This is a genomic window from Halomonas sp. THAF12 (genome assembly GCF_009363675.1).
GTDB lineage: Bacteria > Pseudomonadota > Gammaproteobacteria > Pseudomonadales > Halomonadaceae > Halomonas > Halomonas smyrnensis.
Map to the genome: position 1 here is coordinate 3,119,337 of NZ_CP045399.1, position 17,502 is coordinate 3,136,838.

Consider the following 17,502-nt stretch of genomic DNA (forward strand, 5'->3'; position numbering starts at 1 on the left):
ATCGTTCTACGGCGTCAGGCTGGCATCAGCCGGCACGATAGTTCGGGGCTTCCTTGGTGATCTGCACGTCGTGGACGTGGGACTCGTTGAAGCCGGCGCCGGTGATCTTCACGAACTCCGGCTTGGTGCGCATCTCGTCGATGCTGGCGCAGCCGGTGTAGCCCATGGAGGCACGCAGGCCGCCCATCATCTGGTGGACGATGGCGCCCATCACGCCCTTGTAGGGCACGCGGCCTTCGATGCCTTCCGGCACCAGCTTCTCGACGCCGGCGTCCTTGTCCTGGAAGTAGCGGTCGCTGGAGCCCTGGGTCTGGGACATGGCGCCCATGGAACCCATGCCGCGGTAGGCCTTGTAGGTGCGGCCCTGGTAGAGCTCGACCTCGCCCGGGGCCTCCTCGGTGCCGGCCAGCAGGCCGCCGACCATCACCGCGCTGGCGCCGGCCGCGATGGCCTTGGCCAGGTCGCCGGAGAAGCGGATGCCGCCGTCGGCGATCAGCGGGATGTCGTAGGGCTTGAGCGCCGCGGCGACGTTGGAGACGGCGGTGATCTGCGGCACGCCGACGCCGGCGACGACGCGGGTGGTGCAGATGGAGCCGGGGCCGATGCCGACCTTGACGCCGTCGGCGCCGGCTTCGGCCAGCGCCTTGGCCGCCTCGGCGGTGGCGATGTTGCCGCCGATCACCTGGATCTTCGGGAAGTGCTCCTTGACCCAGGCGACGCGGTCGATCACGCCGCGGGAGTGGCCGTGAGCGGTATCGACGATGATGGCGTCGACGCCGGCCTCGGCCAGGGCGGCGATGCGGTCAGGCGTCTCGGGGCCGGTGCCGACGGCGGCGCCGACCAGCAGGCGGCCGTCGCTGTCCTTGGCGGCATTGGGGAAGGTGCGGGCCTTCTCGATGTCCTGGAAGGTGACCAGGCCACGCAGGCGGAACTCGTCGTCCACCACCAGCATCTTCTCGACGCGGTGCTCCTGCATCTTGCCCTTGATCACGGAGAGTTCGGTGCCCTCGGCCACGGTGACCAGCTTCTCGCGCGGGGTCATGATGTCGGCCACGCTGTCGCCGTGGTTGGGCTGGAAGCGCATATCACGCTCGGTGACGATGCCCACCAGGGTCTCGCCTTCCACCACCGGGAAGCCGGAGAAGCCGTGCTCGCGGGCCATGGCCAGCAGGTCGGCCAGCTTGGCCTTGGCGCCGACGGTGACCGGGTCCTTCACGATCACGCTCTCGTGCTTCTTGACCTTGCGCACCTCGGTGGCCTGCTGGGCGATGGTCATGCTCTTGTGGATGATGCCGATGCCCCCTTCCTGCGCCATCGCGATGGCCAGGCGGGCCTCGGTCACGGTGTCCATGGCGGCGGAGAGGAGCGGGATGTTGAGGTATAGGTCGCGGGTCAGGCGTGTGCGGAGGCTGACGTCCTTGGGCAGGACCTCCGAATAGCCGGGAACGAGTAATACGTCATCGAACGTAAGAGCTTCTTGGGCCATACGTAGCATAGTCGGCAACACCCAGTGCGCTGGTGGAGGGAGGGCGATGAAGTTAATCGACCATTATAACGCCGCGGGCCGCTTTCCGGCAATCCGGGGAGCGATTCGCCCTCAGTCGTCGCGCCGGAACTCTCGGCGCCAGCGGGCGAGGAAGGCGTCGCGGCGCTGGGGGTCGACGAAGGCCAGCAGCGAGGCATTGAGCGGGATCGGATAGAGCCGCTCGCCGACCTGGTCGCGCAGTCGCTGGGCGGTGTAGGGGCCGATGACGTCGGGGCGCACGCTGAACAGCGGCGTCTCGCCGGCCAGCACCCGCTGCCCGGCGTGGCTGAGCAGGAAGTCGACGAAGGCCTCGGCGGCGTCGGGATGCGGGGCGTCGCGATGCACGAAGGCCATGCGCATCAGCACCAGGGCGTAGTCCTGGGGCACCTGAACGATCACCTCGGGATGCTCCTGGGCCCAGACCATGGCGTAGGAGCCGAGCAGGTTGTAGCCGAGCCAGTAGCGCCCGTCGCTGAGCCCTTTGAGCATCGCGCGGGTGCTGTTCTCGAGCCGCGCCTCGACGCCGCCCATGCCGGCCACCAGGTCCCAGAAGCGCGGCGTGTAGCGGGCGTCCTGCTGGAACAGCGTGTAGCCGACGCCGCTGCCCAGCGGTGAGTAGGTGGTCACCTTGCCGGCGAGCGCCTCGCGCTCGGTGGTCAGCAGGGTGTGCAGGTCGGCGTGGGTCAGCGGCGGCAGCATGCGCCGCGAGAGGTCGAGCCGGTAGGCCATCACGATCGGCTCGAAGGTGAAGCCGAACACCTCGTCGCGCCACTTGGCCCAGGCCGGCCAATCGCGCACCTCGGCGGAGTCCAGCCGCCTCGCCCGGCCCTCGTTGACCTGCGCCATCTGCCACGGCATCGCCGAGCTGATCAACACATCCGGCGACGGGTCGGCCAGCGTCACCAGATCGTCGATCTCAAGCGTCGAGCGGTCGCGGAAATCCAGCGCGATCTCGGGGTGTGCGTCGCGGAAGGCGTCGAGCAGCGGCTGCACCACCGAGCGATCCAGCGCCGCCTCCACCACCAGCGGCGTGCCGGTCTGGGCCGTAGCGGGGCCGGCCAGGCCAAGGCTCAAGATCAGACTCAGGCCCAGGCTCAATACCGGGGCCAGGCACGGCGCCCACCGCCGCTTCATGACGCGCTTCATGCGCCCTGCTCTCATACGCCCTGCTCTCATGCGCCCTCCTCCGTTTCGTCACCGCAGCGCGGCAGCCGCAGGCGCACGATCAGGCCGTGGGGCGCACGCTCGGCGAGGCTCAGCCGGCCGTCGAAGCGCCGGGCGATGGAGTCGACGATGGCGAGCCCCAGCCCGGAGCCGTCGGTGTCCTGGCGCCCGCCGCGCTCGAAGGGTCGCAGCAGCCGCTCGCGGGCCTCGGCCGGCACGCCGGGGCCGTCGTCCTCCACGTAGAGCTCGACCGCCTCGGCCTCGCGCACGAGCCCCAGGGTGATGGTGCTGCCATTGGGGGTGTAGCGCAGGGCGTTGTCGATCAGGTTGCCGAGCAGCTCGCGCAGCGCCCAGGCCTCGGCGCGCACCCGGCAGGGCCCGGCCGGCAACTCGTCGAGCCCCAGGTCGTGATCGCGGGCCGCCTCGCGCCCGGCCCAGTCGAGCAGGGTCTCGCGCAGCAGCGCGGCGAGATCCAGCGGGGCGACCTCCCCCGCCTCGGCCACGTGGCGCAGCCGCGCCAGGCTCAGCAGCTGGCCGGCCAGCCGGCTGGTGCGCGCCGCGCCGTCGTGCACCGCGCCGAGGGCGGCGTGCCAGTCGGCGGGCTCGGGGCTCTTCAGCGCCAGCTCGCTGACGCTCTGCAGCCCGGCCAGCGGGGTCTTGAGCTGGTGGCTGGCGTCGGCGGTGAAGCGCAGCAGCGCCTCGCGGCTCTCGCGCTGGCGGGCGAACAGGTGGTCGAGGGTCTGGGCCAGCTCGCGCATCTCTTCCGGCACCCGCGCGTCGAGCGGTCGGGTGTCGTCGGCCTCGCGCAGGCGCAGCTGGCGGCGCAGCCGGCGCATGGGGCCGAGCGCCACGCGCAGCGCCATGGCCATCAGGGCGCCGGCCAGCAGCACCATGGCCACGAAGCGGCTGACGGCGCGCTCGAACAGCTCGTCGGCCAGCGCCGCCCGCCCCTCACGAGTGTGGCCGACCCAGATCTGCACCGGCTCCTGGGAGACCCAGCCGGCCGAGTCGACCTCGCGCCCGTAGAGCCGCCAGGAGGCGCCGTCGAAGCCGGTGGTCAGCGCCCGGGGTTCGCGGGCCGCGCGCTCGCGCCAGCCCGGGGCGATGGAAAGCGCCATGTTGGTCGAGACCGCCTCGCCGTCGGCGTCGAGCACGGCGTAGAACACCCGCTCCTGGTGACGGGTGGCGAGGATCTGCAGCGCCGCGGCGGGAATCGTCACCACCGGCTCGCCGTGCTGCCACTGCACGGCCTCGGCGATGGTCAAAGCGGCGGCCTCGAGCTGGCTGTCGAAGGCGCGCTCGGCGGCGCGCCGACTGCTCCACCAGGCCTCGACCATCAGCAGTGCGCCGAGCCCGGTCACGGTGACCAGCAGCCATACCGCCAGGCGGCGCTTGAGCGAGCCCGCGACCTCGATCAACCGGCGTCGTCCTCCAGCCGGTAGCCGAGCCCGCGGAAGGTGCGGATGCGCAGGCCGCTGTCCTTGAGCCGCTTGCGCAGCCGGCTGACGTAGACCTCGAGCGCGTTGGTGCCCACCTCGTCGAAGCCGAACAGCCGGCGCTCCAGGGTCTCCCGCGGGGTGATGCTGCCGGCGTGCAGCAGCAGGCCCTCGAGCAGCAGCAGCTCGCGGCGCGGCAGCTCCAGCGGGGCCTCGTCGAGGCTGGCGCTGCCGGTCTCGGGGTCGAAGGCCAGCCGCCCGAGGCGCAGGCGGTTGTCGCTGCGCTGCTGGCTGCGACGCAGCAGCGCGCGCACCCGGGCCTCCAGCTCGGACAGCGAGAACGGCTTGGCCAGGTAGTCGTCGGCGCCCAGATCGAGGCCGGAGACCCGGTCGTCGACGGCATCCCGCGCGGTGAGGATCAGCACCGGGGTGGTGTCGCCGCGGCCGCGCAGCTCGGCCAGCAGCTCGAGGCCGTCGCCGTCGGGCAGGCCGAGGTCGAGCAGGATCAGGTCGAAGCGATCGTGACTGAGCGCGGCGCGGGCCTCGGCGCGGGTGGCGAAGACGTCGATGGTGTTGCCCAGCGGGGCCAGGGCGTGTTCCAGGGAGCGGGCGATCAGCGGATCGTCCTCGATGACCAGCAGGCGCATTCGACCAATGTCTCAGACGGTGATGGGCGGGATGACAGGTTGATGAAAGGTGGCGGGCCTAGCATCGCTCGGACCATCACAACCGATGGCTCTCGAGGCAGCGCCTCGCGCCGCATAACAAGAGAACAGGAGTTCGCCATGAAGATCAACACGGCCATCCGCCACGCCTCCGGCATCGCCCTGCTGGGCGGCGCCCTGCTCGCCGGCCAGGCCCAGGCCGCCGACGAGGCCGAGTGCATCGCGCCCGCCAAGCCCGGCGGCGGCTACGACCTGACCTGCCGCCTGGCCGCCAACGGCCTGCTGGCCGCCGAGCTCATCGACGAGCCGATGCTGGTCACCTACATGCCCGGCGGCATCGGCGCGGTGGCCTACAACCACGTCAACGGCGTGCGCAGCGACGACGACAACCTGATCGTCGCCGCCAGCACCGGCGCCGCCGTCAACCTGGCGCTGGGCAAGTTCGGCCAGTACGACGCCGGCGAAGTGCGCTGGCTGGGCGCCGTGGGCGTCGACTATGGCGCCATCGTGGTCAATGCCGACGCGCCCTGGCAGACCCTCGACGAGCTGATGGCCGATCTGCAGGAGAACCCGAGCTCGGTGGCCTTCGGCGCCGGCGGCACCGTGGGCAGCCAGGACTGGATGAAGGCCGCGCTGACCGCCAAGGCCGGCGACGTCGATCCGCGCGAGCTGCGCTACGTGGCCTTCGAGGGCGGCGGCGAGGCGCTGGCCGCGCTGCTGGGCGATCATATCCAGGTGTTCACCGGCGACCTGTCCGAACTGCAGTCCCAGCTCGAGAGCGGCAAGGTGCGCGTGCTGGCCGCGCTCTCCGAGGAGCGCATGGGCGGCCCCTACGCCGACATCCCCACCGCCGCCGAGCAGGGCTACGACGTCGAATGGCCGATCTGGCGCGGCTATTACATGGGCCCGGAGGTCAGCGACGAGGCCTACCAGGCCTGGGTCGAGCGCCTGCAGGATTTGACCGAGGATCCCGGTTTCGCCGAGATGCGCGAGGAGCGCGGCCTGTTCCCGATGGCTCGCTTCGGTGACGACTTCGACGCCTACGTGAAGGGCCAGGTCGCCGACTTCCAGTCACTGGCCGAAGAAGTGGGTCTGAAATGAGAATCGCCGCCGACCGACTGCTGGGCCTCGCCCTGATCGGTCTGGCGGCGTTCATCGCCGTCCAGTCCCTTCAGCTGCAGGTCCCCTTCAGCTACGAGCCCGTGGGGCCGAAAGCCTTCCCGCTGGGACTGGCAGCCCTGCTCGCCATCCTGTCGCTGGTGCTGATGTTCAAGCCCGGCGAGGACGGCGAGTGGCCGGCTCCTGGCCTGGCGCTGCGGCTGCTGGGCGTGCTCGGCCTGCTGCTGGTCTACGCCCTGCTGTTCACCCGCCTGGGCTTCATTCCCGCCTCCTTCCTGGTGGTGGCGACCCTGGCCCGGCTGTTCGGCGCCAGCTGGACCAAGGCCCTGCTGACCGGCCTGCTGCTGGCCACGGGCAGCGACTTCCTGTTCACCGAGGGGCTCGGCATCGGCCTGCCCGACGGCACCTGGCTGGCCGACATCCTCTAGAGGAACCGCGAGATGTTCGATTTCCTGATCGAGGGGTTCGGCGTCGCGCTGACCCCCCTGAACCTTGGGCTGGCCTTCCTCGGCGCCCTGCTCGGCACCCTGTTCGGCGCCCTGCCGGGCATCGGCCCGATCAACGGCATCGCCATCCTGATGCCGCTGGCCTACACCCTGGGCCTGCCCGCCGAGTCGGCGCTGATCCTGCTGGCCGGCATCTATACCGGCGCCGAGTACGGCGGCCGCATGTCCAGCATCCTGCTCAACGTGCCCGGCGACGCCGGCGCGGTGATGACCACCCTGGACGGCCATCCGCTGGCCAAGCAGGGCCTGGCCGGCCCGGCGCTGGGCCTGTCGGCGGTGAGCTCCTTCGTCGGCGCCACCATCGCCATCATCGGCCTGACGCTGTTCGCGCCGCTGCTCGCCGAGGTGGCGGTGATGTTCGGCCCGGCCGAGTTCTTCGCGCTGATGGTGTTCGCCTTCTCGTCGATGGCGGTGATGATGGGCAAGGACCCGGTCAAGACCGCCATCGGTGCGGTGCTGGGCGTGCTGATCGCCACCGTGGGCGTCGATTCCGGCACCGGCGTGATGCGCTTCACCTTCGGCATGCCGGAGCTCTATGACGGCGTCGACTTCGTGGTGATGATCATCGGCCTGTTCGCCATCAGCGAGATCCTGCTGATGCTCGAGCACGCCCACCGCCGGGACGCCGACGACGAGATGCCGCCCCTGGGCCGCGTCTTCGTCAGCCTCAAGGAGGTGCTGCACTGCAAGGGCGCCATGGGCCGCTCGGGGCTGCTCGGCTTCATCATCGGCGTGCTGCCGGGCACCGGCGCCTCGGTGGCGGGCGCGGTGTCCTACACCACCGAGAAGCGCCTCTCCGACAAGGACGGCACCTTCGGCAAGGGCGACATGCGCGGCCTGGCGGCCCCGGAGGCGGCCAACAACGCCTCGGCGGCGGGCTCCTTCGTGCCGATGCTGACGCTGGGCATTCCCGGCTCCGGCACCACCGCGGTGCTGCTCGGCGCGCTGATGCTCTACAACATCACCCCGGGCCCGATGATGTTCACCGAGCGCCCCGAGGTGGCCGGCGGCCTGATCGCCTCGCTGTATATCGGCAACATCGTGCTGCTGGCGCTCAACCTGCCACTGGCCGGACTGTTCGCCCGGGTGCTGACCATCCCGCGCTGGGTGCTGGTGCCGGCCATCGCCATCCTGGCCTTCGTCGGCGTCTACCAGCTGCACTCGGACCTGACCGCCATCTACCTGATGCTGATCATCGGCGTGTTCGGTTACCTGCTGCGCAAGCTCGGCTTCTCGCTGGCGCCGGTGATCCTCGGCTACGTGCTGGGCGGGCTGATGGAGCAGAACCTGCGCCGGGCACTATCGATCAGCGGCGGCGACGTGGGTATCCTGTGGCAGTCCGGCATCTCGCTGGGGCTGTGGATCGCCGCGGCCTCGTTGCTGGTGCTGCCCTGGCTGGTGCCGAAGCTGCTCGCCGGCCGCAGCCGCCGCCACGCCGGCTGACCCTCGAACTCGGGCCCGCTCAAGCGGGCCCGATGCGTTTGACACGGAGATTCCTCGACTTGCCTTCCGCCCTGCCCCCTGCCCTTGCCGCCCTGCTGCGCTTCCTGCCCACCCTCTTCCTCGGCATCGCCGGCGGGGCGCTGGCCTTCGCCGTCAACCTGCCGCTGCCGTGGCTGCTCGGCGCCATGATCGCCACCACCGTGACGAGCCTGGCCGGGGTGCGGCTGCGCTCGCCGGGCCGCGGCCGCAAGGGCGTGCTGGTGGTGATCGGGGTGATGCTGGGCTCGGCCTTCACGCCGCAGCTGTCCGGCGACCTGGGCCTGTGGAGCCTGAGCCTGGCGGTGATGCTGGTGGCCACGGCGGTGATGATGGCCTTCTCGGTGTGGTTCTCGCAGCGCGTGGCCGGCCACACGCGGGAGACGTCGCTGTACGCCGGCGTGCCGGGAGGGGTCTCCACGGTCACGGTGATGGCCATGGCCTCCGGCGCCGACCTGCGGGTGGTGGGCATGACCCATGCGGTGCGCATCCTGGTGCTGCTGGTGGCGATCCCCCCGGTGCTGCAGGCGATCGGCCACGTCGACCTGGCCGGCGCCACGCCGGACCTCGCACAGTGGCTGTGGCTGCCCGCCCCCATCGATGCCGCCTGGCTCGTGGCCGCCGGCCTCGGCGGCATCTGGCTGGCGCGCCTGCTGCGCCTGCCCAACGCGCTGCTGTTCGGCCCGGCGCTGGTGTCGGCGGCACTGCACCTCTCCGGCGTCACCCACGCCGCGGTGCCGCCGACGCTGCTGGCCCTGGCCCAGGTGCTGATCGGCATCTCGGTGGGCGTGCGCTTCGCCGGCACCTCGCTGGCCCGGGTCGGCCATACGCTGGTGATGGCCGTCGGCCAGGCCCTGGTGCTGCTGGCGATCGCCGTGCTGGCCGCCTGGATCGGCCATCTGCTGACCGGCTATTCTCCCGCCGCCGCCCTGCTCGCCTACATGCCGGGCGGCGCCCCGGAGCTGAGCCTGGTGGCGCTGACGCTGGGCATCGACCCGGCCTTCGTGACCACCCACCACCTGCTGCGCATCAGCGTGCTGGTGCTGGTCCTGCCGGCGCTGCTGAAGCGCCTGGCGCCGCCGCCCGCCTAGCGGCGAGTCTCGGGCATCCGCTACAGTACGAGGCGCCGGCGCTCTGCCACCGCCCCTTTCCCACTCAGGATGCCCATGCCCCCCAGCGACGACACCGCCCTCTCGGTCAGCGAACTCAACCGCCGCGCCCGCCAGGCGCTGGAACAGGATGTCGGCGACGTCTGGGTCGAGGGCGAGCTGTCCGGCGTGTCGCGGCCCTCGTCGGGCCACGTCTACTTCACCCTCAAGGACGAGCGGGCCCAGCTGCGCTGCGCGCTGTTCCGCACGCGCGCGCGCTTCGTCGCCGCGCCGATGCGCGACGGCGACCGGGTCAAGGTGCGCGGCCGGGTGTCGCTGTTCGAGCCGCGGGGCGACTACCAGCTGATCGCCGAGGCGGTACAGGCGACGGGCGAAGGCGAACTGCTGGCGGCCTATGAGCGCCTCAAGGCCAGCCTCGATGCCGAGGGGGTGTTCGCCAACGCCCGCGCCCTGCCCTATCCGCCACGCCACCTGCTGGTGCTCTCCTCGCCCACCGGGGCGGCGATCCGCGACGTGCTGGCGGTGCTGGCGGCGCGCTGGCCGCTGGCCCAGGTGACGCTGATTCCGGTGCCGGTGCAGGGCCGCGAGGCGACGCCGGCGATGATCGCCGCGCTGGGCCTGCTCAACCGTCAGTCGGCGCTGGACCCGGCGCGCGATGCCATCCTGATCACCCGCGGCGGCGGCAGCCTCGAGGACCTGTGGGCCTTCAACGACGAGCACCTGGCCCGGGCGATCTTCCATTCGCGGCTGCCGGTGATGTCGGCGGTGGGCCACGAGGTCGACACGACGCTGGCCGACTTCGCCGCCGACCGCCGCGCGCCCACGCCCTCGGCGGCGGCGGAGCAGCTGGTGCCCGATGCCCGCGAACTCGCACAGCGCCTGCGGGCGCTCGAGCAGCGACTGACCCGCGCCCAGCGCGCCCGGCTCGATACCGAGGCCCAGCGGCTCGATCACCTGGGCGCACGGCTGCGCCACCCCGGCGAGGTGCTGGCCTTCCGGCGGCGTCAGCTGGAGCAGCTGGAGGGGCGTTTACGGCGGGCCATGCAGGCACGGCTGGCGGCCGCCCGCCGCCACCAGGCGGAACTCGGGCGGCGCCTGGCGCTGCGCTCGCCCGAGCGCCGCCTCGAGCAGGAGACCCGGCGCCTGACGCAGGCCCGTCAGCGCCTGCACCAGGCCATGCCCCGGGCGCTGGCCCATCACCGCGAACGGCTGGGTGCCGTCGCCCGCGAGCTGCAGGCGGTCAGCCCGCTGGCGGTGCTGGGCCGCGGCTATGCCATCCTCGAGAACGACGAAGGCCGGGTGATCCGCCATGCGGCGGATACCCGGCCCGGGGAGCGCCTGGCGGCGCGGCTCGGCGAGGGCCGACTGGCCCTCGAGGTGCTGCCCGACGAGGACGCCGACTGACGCTTTCGCGTCAGGACGCCTCGCTCTGCGCGGTGCCCGGCTTGAAGGTCGAGGGCTCCAGCTCGTGGCGCGCCAGCAACTTGTAGAAGTCGGTGCGATTGCGCCCGGCGATGCGTGCGGCCTGGGTCACGTTGCCCTCGGTGATCTTGAGCACCTTGATCAGGTAGCTGCGCTCGAAGCCGGCGCGGGCATCGCTGAAGGTGGGCAGCGCATTGTCCTCGGCGGCCAGCGCCTGGGCGACCAGCGCCTCGGGGATCATCGGCGCGCTGGTCAGGGCCACGCACTGCTCGACCACGTTGACCAGCTGGCGCACGTTGCCGGGCCAGGCGCAGCCCGCCAGCAGGTTGAGGGCCTCGCGCGAGAAGCCCTTCACGAACGGCTTGTGGCGCTCGGCGGCCTGGGCCACCAGGTGCTTGGCCAGCAGCGGCACGTCCTCGGCGCGCTCCTTGAGCGGCGGCAGCTTGAGGTTGACCACGTTGAGGCGGTAGAAGAGGTCCTCGCGGAACTCGCCGTCGTGCATCGCCTGGCCCAGGTCGCGATGGGTGGCCGAGATCAGCCGCACGTCGATCGGCACCGAGGTGGTGGAGCCCAGCGGGCGGATCTGGCGCTCCTGCAGGGCGCGCAGCAGCTTGACCTGCAGCGGCAGCGGCATGTCGCCGATCTCGTCGAGGAACAGGGTGCCGCCGTCGGCCGCCTGGAACAGGCCCTTGTGCTCGCTGATCGCGCCGGTGAAGGCACCCTTGGCGTGGCCGAACAGCTCGCTCTCCAGCAGCTGCTCGGGCAGCGCGCCACAGTTGATGGCGACGAACGGCTTGTCGGCGCGGGGGCTGGCCTTGTGGATCGCCTCGGCCATCAGCTCCTTGCCCGAGCCGGAGGGGCCGGTGACCAGCACGCTGACGTCGGAGGTGGCCACCATCCGCGCCTGCTCGAGCAGCCGCTCCATCTCGGGGCTGCGGGTGATGATCGCCTCGCGCCAGCGGTCGTCGCCGTCGCTGCCGCCGGCGGCGCTGGACTGGCTCAGCGCCTCGTCGATGGTGGTGAACAGCTCCTCGCGATCCACCGGCTTGGTCAGGAAGCCGAACACGCCCTGACGGGTCGCGCTCACGGCGTCGGGGATCGAGCCGTGGGCGGTGAGGATGATCACCGGCAGGCCGGGCAGCCGGCGCTGGATCTCCTGGAACAGCGCCAGGCCGTCCATCTCGTCCATGCGCATGTCGGAGAGCACCAGGTCCGGGCTGCCGGCGTCCAGGTGCTTGAGGGCCGCGCGTCCGCTCTCGGCGGTGGTCACCCGATAGCCGCGGCTTTCCAGGCGCATGCCCAGCAGCTTGAGGAGGCTGGGGTCGTCATCCACCAGCAGGATGTTGGCTCCCTGGTTCGGAGCTTGAGGGCTTCCGCTTGGCATCATGTTCGTGTCTCCCGCTTACTCGGTCTGCTGTCGCGAGTTGATGTTTCGCTCGATATCGGTGAGAGCGTCCAGCTTCTCGTCCAGCGCGGCCTTTTCTTCCTCCACCGCCAGGCGTTCCTGACGGCTCTCTTCCAGGCGCTGGCCCAGGGCGCGACGCCCTTCCAGCTCGTTGAGCCAGTAGCGCAGCAGCGGCTGCAGCCGCGAGGGGGCTGTGTGGAGGTCGGCCTTGAACAGTTCGGAGGCCTGGGTCCACTCACGCTCGTTGCCCCAGGCCATCACCACGGCCCGGGCCAGGCGCTGATCGTGCGAGTCGCCGGAGACGCGCATGAGCGTGACATCGCGCCATTCACGGTCGCCACGCTGGGAGGCGAGGCCCAGGGCCACCCACTCTTCCAGCAGGCAGGCCGGCTCGCCGAAGTCGGGGATCTCGGCGTAGCAGCCGGCATGTTCCTCTACCGCGGGCTCGCGGGGCTGTCCCGACAGCTGCGCGGGCAGCCACTGACAGCCGGTCAGTCCGGCCGATAGCAGGCACAGCAGCAGGGGGCGTGGGATCATCATGAATCGTTCCTTGCGTCGGCTTATTCCGCCGGAGCGGCTAGCGTTTTCTGTTGATCGGCTTCCGGGGCCGGACGCGGCAGCGACAGGCGGAAACACACCGCCAGGCGGTCGTCTTCCACCAGCGTCAGCTGGCCGTGCTGCAGCCGTGCGCAGTCGGCAGCCACCGACAGCCCGATACCGGAGCCCTTGAGCGCGCCCTTGCGGCGAATGCGCCCTTGATAGAAGGCCTCGAACAGCCGGCTCCGATCTTCTTTGGGAATCGGTTCACCGCTGTTGGCCACCTCGACGATCAGCCAGTCCTGGGTGGCACGGGCGCGAATCTCCAGCTCTCCGCCGTCCTCGCCGTAGGCGATGGCGTTGGAGATCAGGTTGTCGAGGACGCGGGCCGTGGCGGTGCGATCGAGCCGCCAGGTCCGCGGACCGTCGAAACAGTGCACCGCCATGCCCTTCTGCTGCAGCGCCAGATGGTGCTTGGCCAGCACCTCCTTGACCACGGTGGCGACGTCGAGCCGCTCGAGCTCGAGACGCTGACTGTGCTGCAGCAGGTTGTAGTCGAGCAGCTGCTCGATCAGCTGCTGCAGTTCGCTGCCGCTGGCGTCGATCAGCTCGAGGATCTCGCGCTGATGGCGGGTGAGCTCACCGGCCACGCCGTCGGCCAGCAGGGCCGAGCCCTCGCGCACGCTGGCCAGCGGCGTCTTGAGCTCGTGTGACATGTGGCGCAGGAACTGCTGCTTCTGCTCCTCCAGCTCGCCGAGCCGCGAGGACAGCCAGTCGAGCCGCTCGTCGAGGCTGACCAGTTCGGCGGGCCCCTGCACGAGCGTCGGCTGGGCCGTCTTGCCGGTGCTGCCGATGCTCAGGATGCGCCGCTCGAGCTGGCGCACCGGCCGCACGATCAGACGCGTGAACAGCAGCATCAGGATCAGGCTGGCCGAGACCAGCGCCGCGGTCTGCCACCACAGGCGATACTGTACGGTCTCGGCGCGCTCGCGGATCACGTCCAGGCGGTCGTCGATGCGCCGGTTGGTGGCGTGACGCATCGCCTCGGTATGCTCGGCGAAGGGCAGGAAGTCCGTCAGCCGCCGCTGGAACTCCTCCAGCGGCAGCTCCGGCAGCTCGGCGAGACGGTCGAGCTGTCCGGACAGCGCCTCGACGTCGGGGTCATCGGGCAGCAGCTCGCGCTGCTTGGCCAGCAGGCGGCGATATTCCGCCAGGCGCTCGTCGAAGATCTCGAGCAGGCTCTCCTGCTCGAGCACGGCATACTGTCGGGCGCCACGCTCCATCTCGAGCGCCAGGGCGCCCAGCGTGCGGGCGCGGCGAGTCTCGTCCACGGCCTGCCGCGCGCTCTGGTCGGCTAGGCGCGAGAGTTCGGAGAGCGCCTGTCCGGCCTGAAACATCAGCACGGCCAGCGGCAGCATCACCATCAGGAAGGCGAGCAACACCAGCTGAAGCAGCGAGCGCGGCCGCCAGCGGCGTGAAACGGCAGATGTCATGGCCAGCGTTCGGAAAAGGAGTGAGTCGGCAACCACTATCGTTTACCCGAGAATACCAGAGTTCGGCCTGTCACCCTTGCTGCAGTGGGGCCGAAAAGGCAAAAAAAAGGCCGGCATAGCCGGCCCAATACGCAGGGAACTGAAGGGGTGGGAAACCGTTCGACCGACGACTGGTGCGTCGCTCGATCATTTCCCGGAGCCCGAAGGCCCATGAAGCGGCGGAATCCCCATTCAGTCAGGGAGGATTCCTGAGGCGGCTCACCGCCTCGCTTCCTCTGACGGCCCCGCCGGGGCGCGGCCGTGCAATTCGTCCCCCTGTCGGGGGAGAGGCATCCTTGCCAGGGCATCCTTGCCCTATCGGTACCCGTCCATGACGAGGTCGTCGGTACCGTCTCATCGCAACCTAAAGTCACACATCGCTGGAGCAGACGTTGGTCGCCGTGAGGCCAGGGCACAGGGCAGTGTCGTCATCTGCCTCCCGGCGACCGGAAAGCGGTTCGAGCCGTTTGAACCGCCTTCCGCTTGCTCGCCCTGAGTATTGCCAAACCCATGCCACAAACACTCTCAATCCATAAAAATCAAAAAGTTATAGAAAGCTCAAGGCTGGCACGCTCGACGGCGCCTCCTCCACGGCGGCATCAGGCGGGCATTTTCGTTGCCTTATGGCGACACCACTTTCCGTGAAAAACAAAAAGCACTGTCGAAACAGTGCTTTATATCGTCTCCATCTGGAGACATTCGGCGTCCGGCGTGATGGCATCGGGCGACACCAAGGGCCGAATAGCGTTCAGATGAGCGACTTGATCAGGATCTTGGACTGGCGAGCCTGGTTATAGGCCTCGCGCTTGAGAGGCGGCAGGTCGTCGATGCCGGCCAGGGCGAAGCCGTGCTCGAAGAACCAGTGGGCGGTGTGCGTGGTCAGCGCGAACAGCGCCTCGATGCCGCGCGAGCGGGCCAGCCGCTCGACCTCGCCGAGCAGCAGGTCGCCCCGGGCGCCGCCGCGATAGTCGCCGTGCACCGCGACGCAGGCCAGCTCGCCCATGCGCGCCTCGGCAAAGGCGTGCAGCGCGGCACAGCCGATCACCATGCCGTCGCGCTCGATGACCACGTAGTCGTCGATTTCATACTCCAGGCGCTCCCGCGAGCGCGGCACCAGCATGCCGCGTCGCTCCAGCGGCTCGAGCAGCTCCAGCAGGCCACCGATGTCGTCGATCCCGGCGCGACGCAGCTGTTCGTAGCGATGCTGGGTGATCATGGTGCCCACACCATCGCGGGTGAACAGCTCGCCGAGCAGGGCGTCGTGATCCTGCCACGACAGCAGATGCGTGCGCGCCACGCCGTGGCGGGCGGCGCCGATGGCCGCGCCCAGATGGCGGGCCAGCTCGCTGCCGGTCTCGGCGGCCGCCAGCTGCGGCTCGGCCTCGACCGGCGCCAGCTGTCGGCGCAGCTGGCCGCCCTCGTCGCACAGGCCGCTGGCCTCACCGAGCAGGATCAGCTTGTCGGCGGACAGCGCCGTGGCGGTATGGCGCGCGACCTCGGCGGCATCCAGGTCGAAGACCTCGCCGGTGCTGGAATACCCCAGCGGCGGCAGCAGCACCAGCGAACGCTGGTCCAGCAGGCCGCGGATCGCCTCGTGGCGAACGCCACGCACCTCGCCGCTGCGATCGAAGTCGATGCCGTCGCGCACGCCCAGCGGCTTGGCCATCACCAGGTTGCCCGAGACCACCGTCATCTCCACGCCGTGCAGCGGGGTATTGGGCAGCCCCAGCGACAGCCGTGACTCCAGCCACAGACGCTGCTCGGCGGCCACCCGCTCGACCCGGGCCATGATCGCCTCGTCGGCCACCCAGCGCCCGTCATGACGCCGCGGCGTGATGCCGTCCTCGGTCAGGGCCCGTTCCACCTGGGGGCGGATGCCCAGCACCACCACCAGGCGCACGCCCAGGGTATGCAGCAGCGCCAGGTCCTGGATCAGCTGCTCGCCTCGGCCCTGCGCCACGGCCTCGCCCTCGATCAGGATGACGAAGGTACATCCTCGGTGCGCGTTGATATACGGCGAGGAATTGCGGAACCAGTCGACGAAGGGGAAACGAGTGTCCAAGGGCCGCGCTCCGGCAGCAGATGAGGGGAAATGAGAGCCTTGACTATACCAGACGCAAAAAAACGGCGGCACCTTGCGGTGCCGCCGTCCATCGCCAATCAGACACGCTAAGCGCGAAGGATTGGCGTCGCGAGCGAAGATAGGCTGGCCGCCACCGGAACGCAGGAACCGCAGTTTACTTGATCGTAAATGAGGATCCCGACCGGGCTGGCGCGCCAGTACCGCTGGCGGCCAGGATATCGAGCGCAGCAGCCAATCGCCGCGCTTAGCCGAACATGCCCTTGAACATGAAGAAAAACATGATCGCCAGGATCGCGCCGGCCGGCAGGGTGATCAGCCACGACATCACGATGGTGCCGATCACGCGCAGGTTGAGCGCCGCCATGCCGCGGGCCAGGCCCACGCCCAGCACCGCACCGACCAGGGTGTGGGTGGTGGAGATCGGCAGGCCGGTGCCGGAGGCCAGCACCACGGTGGTGGCGGCCGCGAGCGTGGCGGCGAAGCCGCGGCTCGGGGTCAGCTCGGTGATGCCGGTACCGACGGTGGCGATGACCTTGTGGCCGTAGGTCACCAGGCCGACGACGATGCCGCCGCCGCCGAGCACCAGCACCCACCAGGGGATCAGCGAATCGCCGCCGATCACGCCGTCGCTGTAGATCACACCGATCACCGCGGCCAGCGGGCCGACGGCGTTGGCCACGTCGTTGGAGCCGTGGGCGAAGGCCATGGCACAGGCGGTGAACAGCATCAGCACGCCGAACACGCGCTCCACGCCGTCGAAGCCGAAGGCGTCGCCCTTGCGCTTCTCGGCGCCCACGCGGCGCTCGAGCAGGCCGCCGAGCAGCATCACCGCGATGCCCAGCAGGACCGCATAGAGCAGGCTCTCGCCGAAGCCGAGATCGAGGCCGACGTGCTTGAGGCCCTTGGTCAGGGTCACCATGGCGACGATGAAGCCGACCAGGAACACGTACATCGGCACGTAGCGCTTGGCCGCGGCGAAGGGATCACGGTTCTCGAAGATCAGGTGCTGCACGGACTTGAACAGCATGAAGGCGATCGAGCCCGACATCAGCGGCGACACCACCCAGCTGGCGGCGATCTGGCCGACCTTACCCCAGCCCACGGCCTGCATGCCGAGACCGGCCATGGCGAAGCCGACGATGGCGCCGACGATGGAGTGGGTGGTGGACACCGGCCAGCCGCGCATGGAGGCGATCAGCAGCCAGGTCGCGGCCGCCAGCAGCGAGGCCAGCATGCCGTAGACCAGCAGCTGCGGATCGTCCTCGAGCAGGGCCGGATCGATGATGCCCTTGCGGATGGTCTGAGTGACCTCGCCGCCGGCCAGCCAGGCGCCGAGGAACTCGAAGATGACGGCGATGATGATCGCCTGCTTGATGGTGATGGCCTTGGAGCCGACGGAGGTGCCCATGGCGTTGGCCACGTCGTTGGCACCGACGCCCCAGGCCATGAAGAAACCGAAGGCACAGGCGAGAATGATGAAGATGTCGCCGTATTGCGCGATGATCGACATAGGACGGAAA

Annotated in this window: 14 protein-coding genes; 5 read left to right on the plus strand and 9 right to left on the minus strand. The window is 70.0% G+C overall.

Translation table 11 applies throughout. The annotated features are described in order from the left end of the window. Nucleotides 1-25: 25 nt before the first annotated feature. The 4 genes from guaB to FIU88_RS14485 all read right to left on the minus strand — a co-directional run bounded on the left by guaB (nucleotide 26) and on the right by FIU88_RS14485 (nucleotide 4,772). Entirely contained in the window at nucleotides 26-1,495 is a 1,470-nt protein-coding gene (gene guaB, locus FIU88_RS14470; protein WP_152479688.1) for an IMP dehydrogenase, read from the minus strand. 102 nt (nucleotides 1,496-1,597) lie between these two features. Continuing rightward, the gene (locus tag FIU88_RS14475) at nucleotides 1,598-2,671 is read right to left on the minus strand and encodes an ABC transporter substrate-binding protein (protein WP_253742573.1); all 1,074 of its coding nucleotides are present in this window, start codon (nucleotides 2,669-2,671) and stop codon (nucleotides 1,598-1,600) included. 26 nt (nucleotides 2,672-2,697) lie between these two features. Then, nucleotides 2,698-4,107: a sensor histidine kinase gene (locus FIU88_RS14480; protein ID WP_152479689.1), complete on the minus strand. Its 1,410-nt coding sequence runs from the start codon at nucleotides 4,105-4,107 to the stop codon at nucleotides 2,698-2,700. Continuing rightward, nucleotides 4,104-4,772 (minus strand): response regulator, encoded by a 669-nt coding sequence (locus FIU88_RS14485; protein ID WP_152479690.1) that lies wholly within the window; start codon nucleotides 4,770-4,772, stop codon nucleotides 4,104-4,106. Before FIU88_RS14485 ends, FIU88_RS14480 begins: the two co-directional genes overlap by 4 nt. A 138-nt stretch (nucleotides 4,773-4,910) precedes the next feature. Here FIU88_RS14485 and FIU88_RS14490 point away from each other — a divergent pair, with 138 nt between their 5' ends. The 5 genes from FIU88_RS14490 (at nucleotide 4,911) to xseA (ending at nucleotide 10,407) form a co-directional block, all read left to right on the plus strand. Then, nucleotides 4,911-5,891, plus strand: a complete 981-nt coding sequence (locus tag FIU88_RS14490; protein ID WP_152479691.1) for a tripartite tricarboxylate transporter substrate binding protein — start codon at nucleotides 4,911-4,913, stop codon at nucleotides 5,889-5,891. Continuing rightward, nucleotides 5,888-6,337, plus strand: coding sequence for a tripartite tricarboxylate transporter TctB family protein (locus FIU88_RS14495; protein WP_152479692.1), 450 nt, complete (start codon nucleotides 5,888-5,890; stop codon nucleotides 6,335-6,337). The genes FIU88_RS14490 and FIU88_RS14495 overlap by 4 nt, the downstream gene beginning before the upstream one ends. Nucleotides 6,338-6,349: 12 nt before the next feature. Further along, nucleotides 6,350-7,858, plus strand: coding sequence for a tripartite tricarboxylate transporter permease (locus FIU88_RS14500; RefSeq protein WP_152479693.1), 1,509 nt, complete (start codon nucleotides 6,350-6,352; stop codon nucleotides 7,856-7,858). A 59-nt stretch (nucleotides 7,859-7,917) separates the two neighbouring features. Beyond that, nucleotides 7,918-8,985 carry an AbrB family transcriptional regulator gene (locus tag FIU88_RS14505; protein ID WP_253742575.1) on the plus strand — a complete coding sequence of 356 codons (1,068 nt, stop codon included), beginning with the start codon at nucleotides 7,918-7,920 and terminating at the stop codon, nucleotides 8,983-8,985. A gap of 75 nt (nucleotides 8,986-9,060) precedes the next feature. Next, nucleotides 9,061-10,407: an exodeoxyribonuclease VII large subunit gene (gene xseA / locus FIU88_RS14510; RefSeq protein ID WP_152479694.1), complete on the plus strand. Its 1,347-nt coding sequence runs from the start codon at nucleotides 9,061-9,063 to the stop codon at nucleotides 10,405-10,407. Nucleotides 10,408-10,417: 10 nt separating this feature from the next. Here xseA and glrR read toward each other — a convergent pair whose 3' ends face one another. The 5 genes from glrR to FIU88_RS14535 form a co-directional block, all read right to left on the minus strand. Then, nucleotides 10,418-11,812, minus strand: coding sequence for a two-component system response regulator GlrR (gene glrR, locus FIU88_RS14515; RefSeq protein ID WP_026068254.1), 1,395 nt, complete (start codon nucleotides 11,810-11,812; stop codon nucleotides 10,418-10,420). Nucleotides 11,813-11,827: 15 nt separating this feature from the next. Then, entirely contained in the window at nucleotides 11,828-12,370 is a 543-nt protein-coding gene (locus FIU88_RS14520) for a hypothetical protein (RefSeq protein WP_016853552.1), read from the minus strand. A 20-nt stretch (nucleotides 12,371-12,390) separates the two neighbouring features. Beyond that, nucleotides 12,391-13,860 (minus strand): sensor histidine kinase KdpD, encoded by a 1,470-nt coding sequence (locus FIU88_RS14525; protein WP_016853551.1) that lies wholly within the window; start codon nucleotides 13,858-13,860, stop codon nucleotides 12,391-12,393. Between the two features lie 787 nt (nucleotides 13,861-14,647). Continuing rightward, nucleotides 14,648-15,961 carry an amino-acid N-acetyltransferase gene (argA, locus tag FIU88_RS14530; protein WP_152479695.1) on the minus strand — a complete coding sequence of 438 codons (1,314 nt, stop codon included), beginning with the start codon at nucleotides 15,959-15,961 and terminating at the stop codon, nucleotides 14,648-14,650. 265 nt (nucleotides 15,962-16,226) lie between these two features. Continuing rightward, on the minus strand, nucleotides 16,227-17,492 hold the full coding sequence (locus tag FIU88_RS14535) for an inorganic phosphate transporter (protein ID WP_152479696.1): 1,266 nt from the start codon (nucleotides 17,490-17,492) through the stop codon (nucleotides 16,227-16,229). Nucleotides 17,493-17,502: the final 10 nt, after the last annotated feature.

Coding starts and splice junctions, on each gene's coding strand:
- guaB (WP_152479688.1), bottom strand. CDS start 1,495: ATGCTACGTATGGCCCAAGAAGCTCTTACGTTCGATGACGTATTACTC.
- FIU88_RS14475 (WP_253742573.1), bottom strand. CDS start 2,671: ATGAAGCGCGTCATGAAGCGGCGGTGGGCGCCGTGCCTGGCCCCGGTA.
- FIU88_RS14485 (WP_152479690.1), bottom strand. CDS start 4,772: ATGCGCCTGCTGGTCATCGAGGACGATCCGCTGATCGCCCGCTCCCTG.
- FIU88_RS14490 (WP_152479691.1), top strand. CDS start 4,911: ATGAAGATCAACACGGCCATCCGCCACGCCTCCGGCATCGCCCTGCTG.
- FIU88_RS14495 (WP_152479692.1), top strand. CDS start 5,888: ATGAGAATCGCCGCCGACCGACTGCTGGGCCTCGCCCTGATCGGTCTG.
- FIU88_RS14500 (WP_152479693.1), top strand. CDS start 6,350: ATGTTCGATTTCCTGATCGAGGGGTTCGGCGTCGCGCTGACCCCCCTG.
- xseA (WP_152479694.1), top strand. CDS start 9,061: ATGCCCCCCAGCGACGACACCGCCCTCTCGGTCAGCGAACTCAACCGC.
- glrR (WP_026068254.1), bottom strand. CDS start 11,812: ATGATGCCAAGCGGAAGCCCTCAAGCTCCGAACCAGGGAGCCAACATC.
- FIU88_RS14520 (WP_016853552.1), bottom strand. CDS start 12,370: ATGATGATCCCACGCCCCCTGCTGCTGTGCCTGCTATCGGCCGGACTG.
- FIU88_RS14525 (WP_016853551.1), bottom strand. CDS start 13,860: ATGACATCTGCCGTTTCACGCCGCTGGCGGCCGCGCTCGCTGCTTCAG.
- FIU88_RS14535 (WP_152479696.1), bottom strand. CDS start 17,492: ATGTCGATCATCGCGCAATACGGCGACATCTTCATCATTCTCGCCTGT.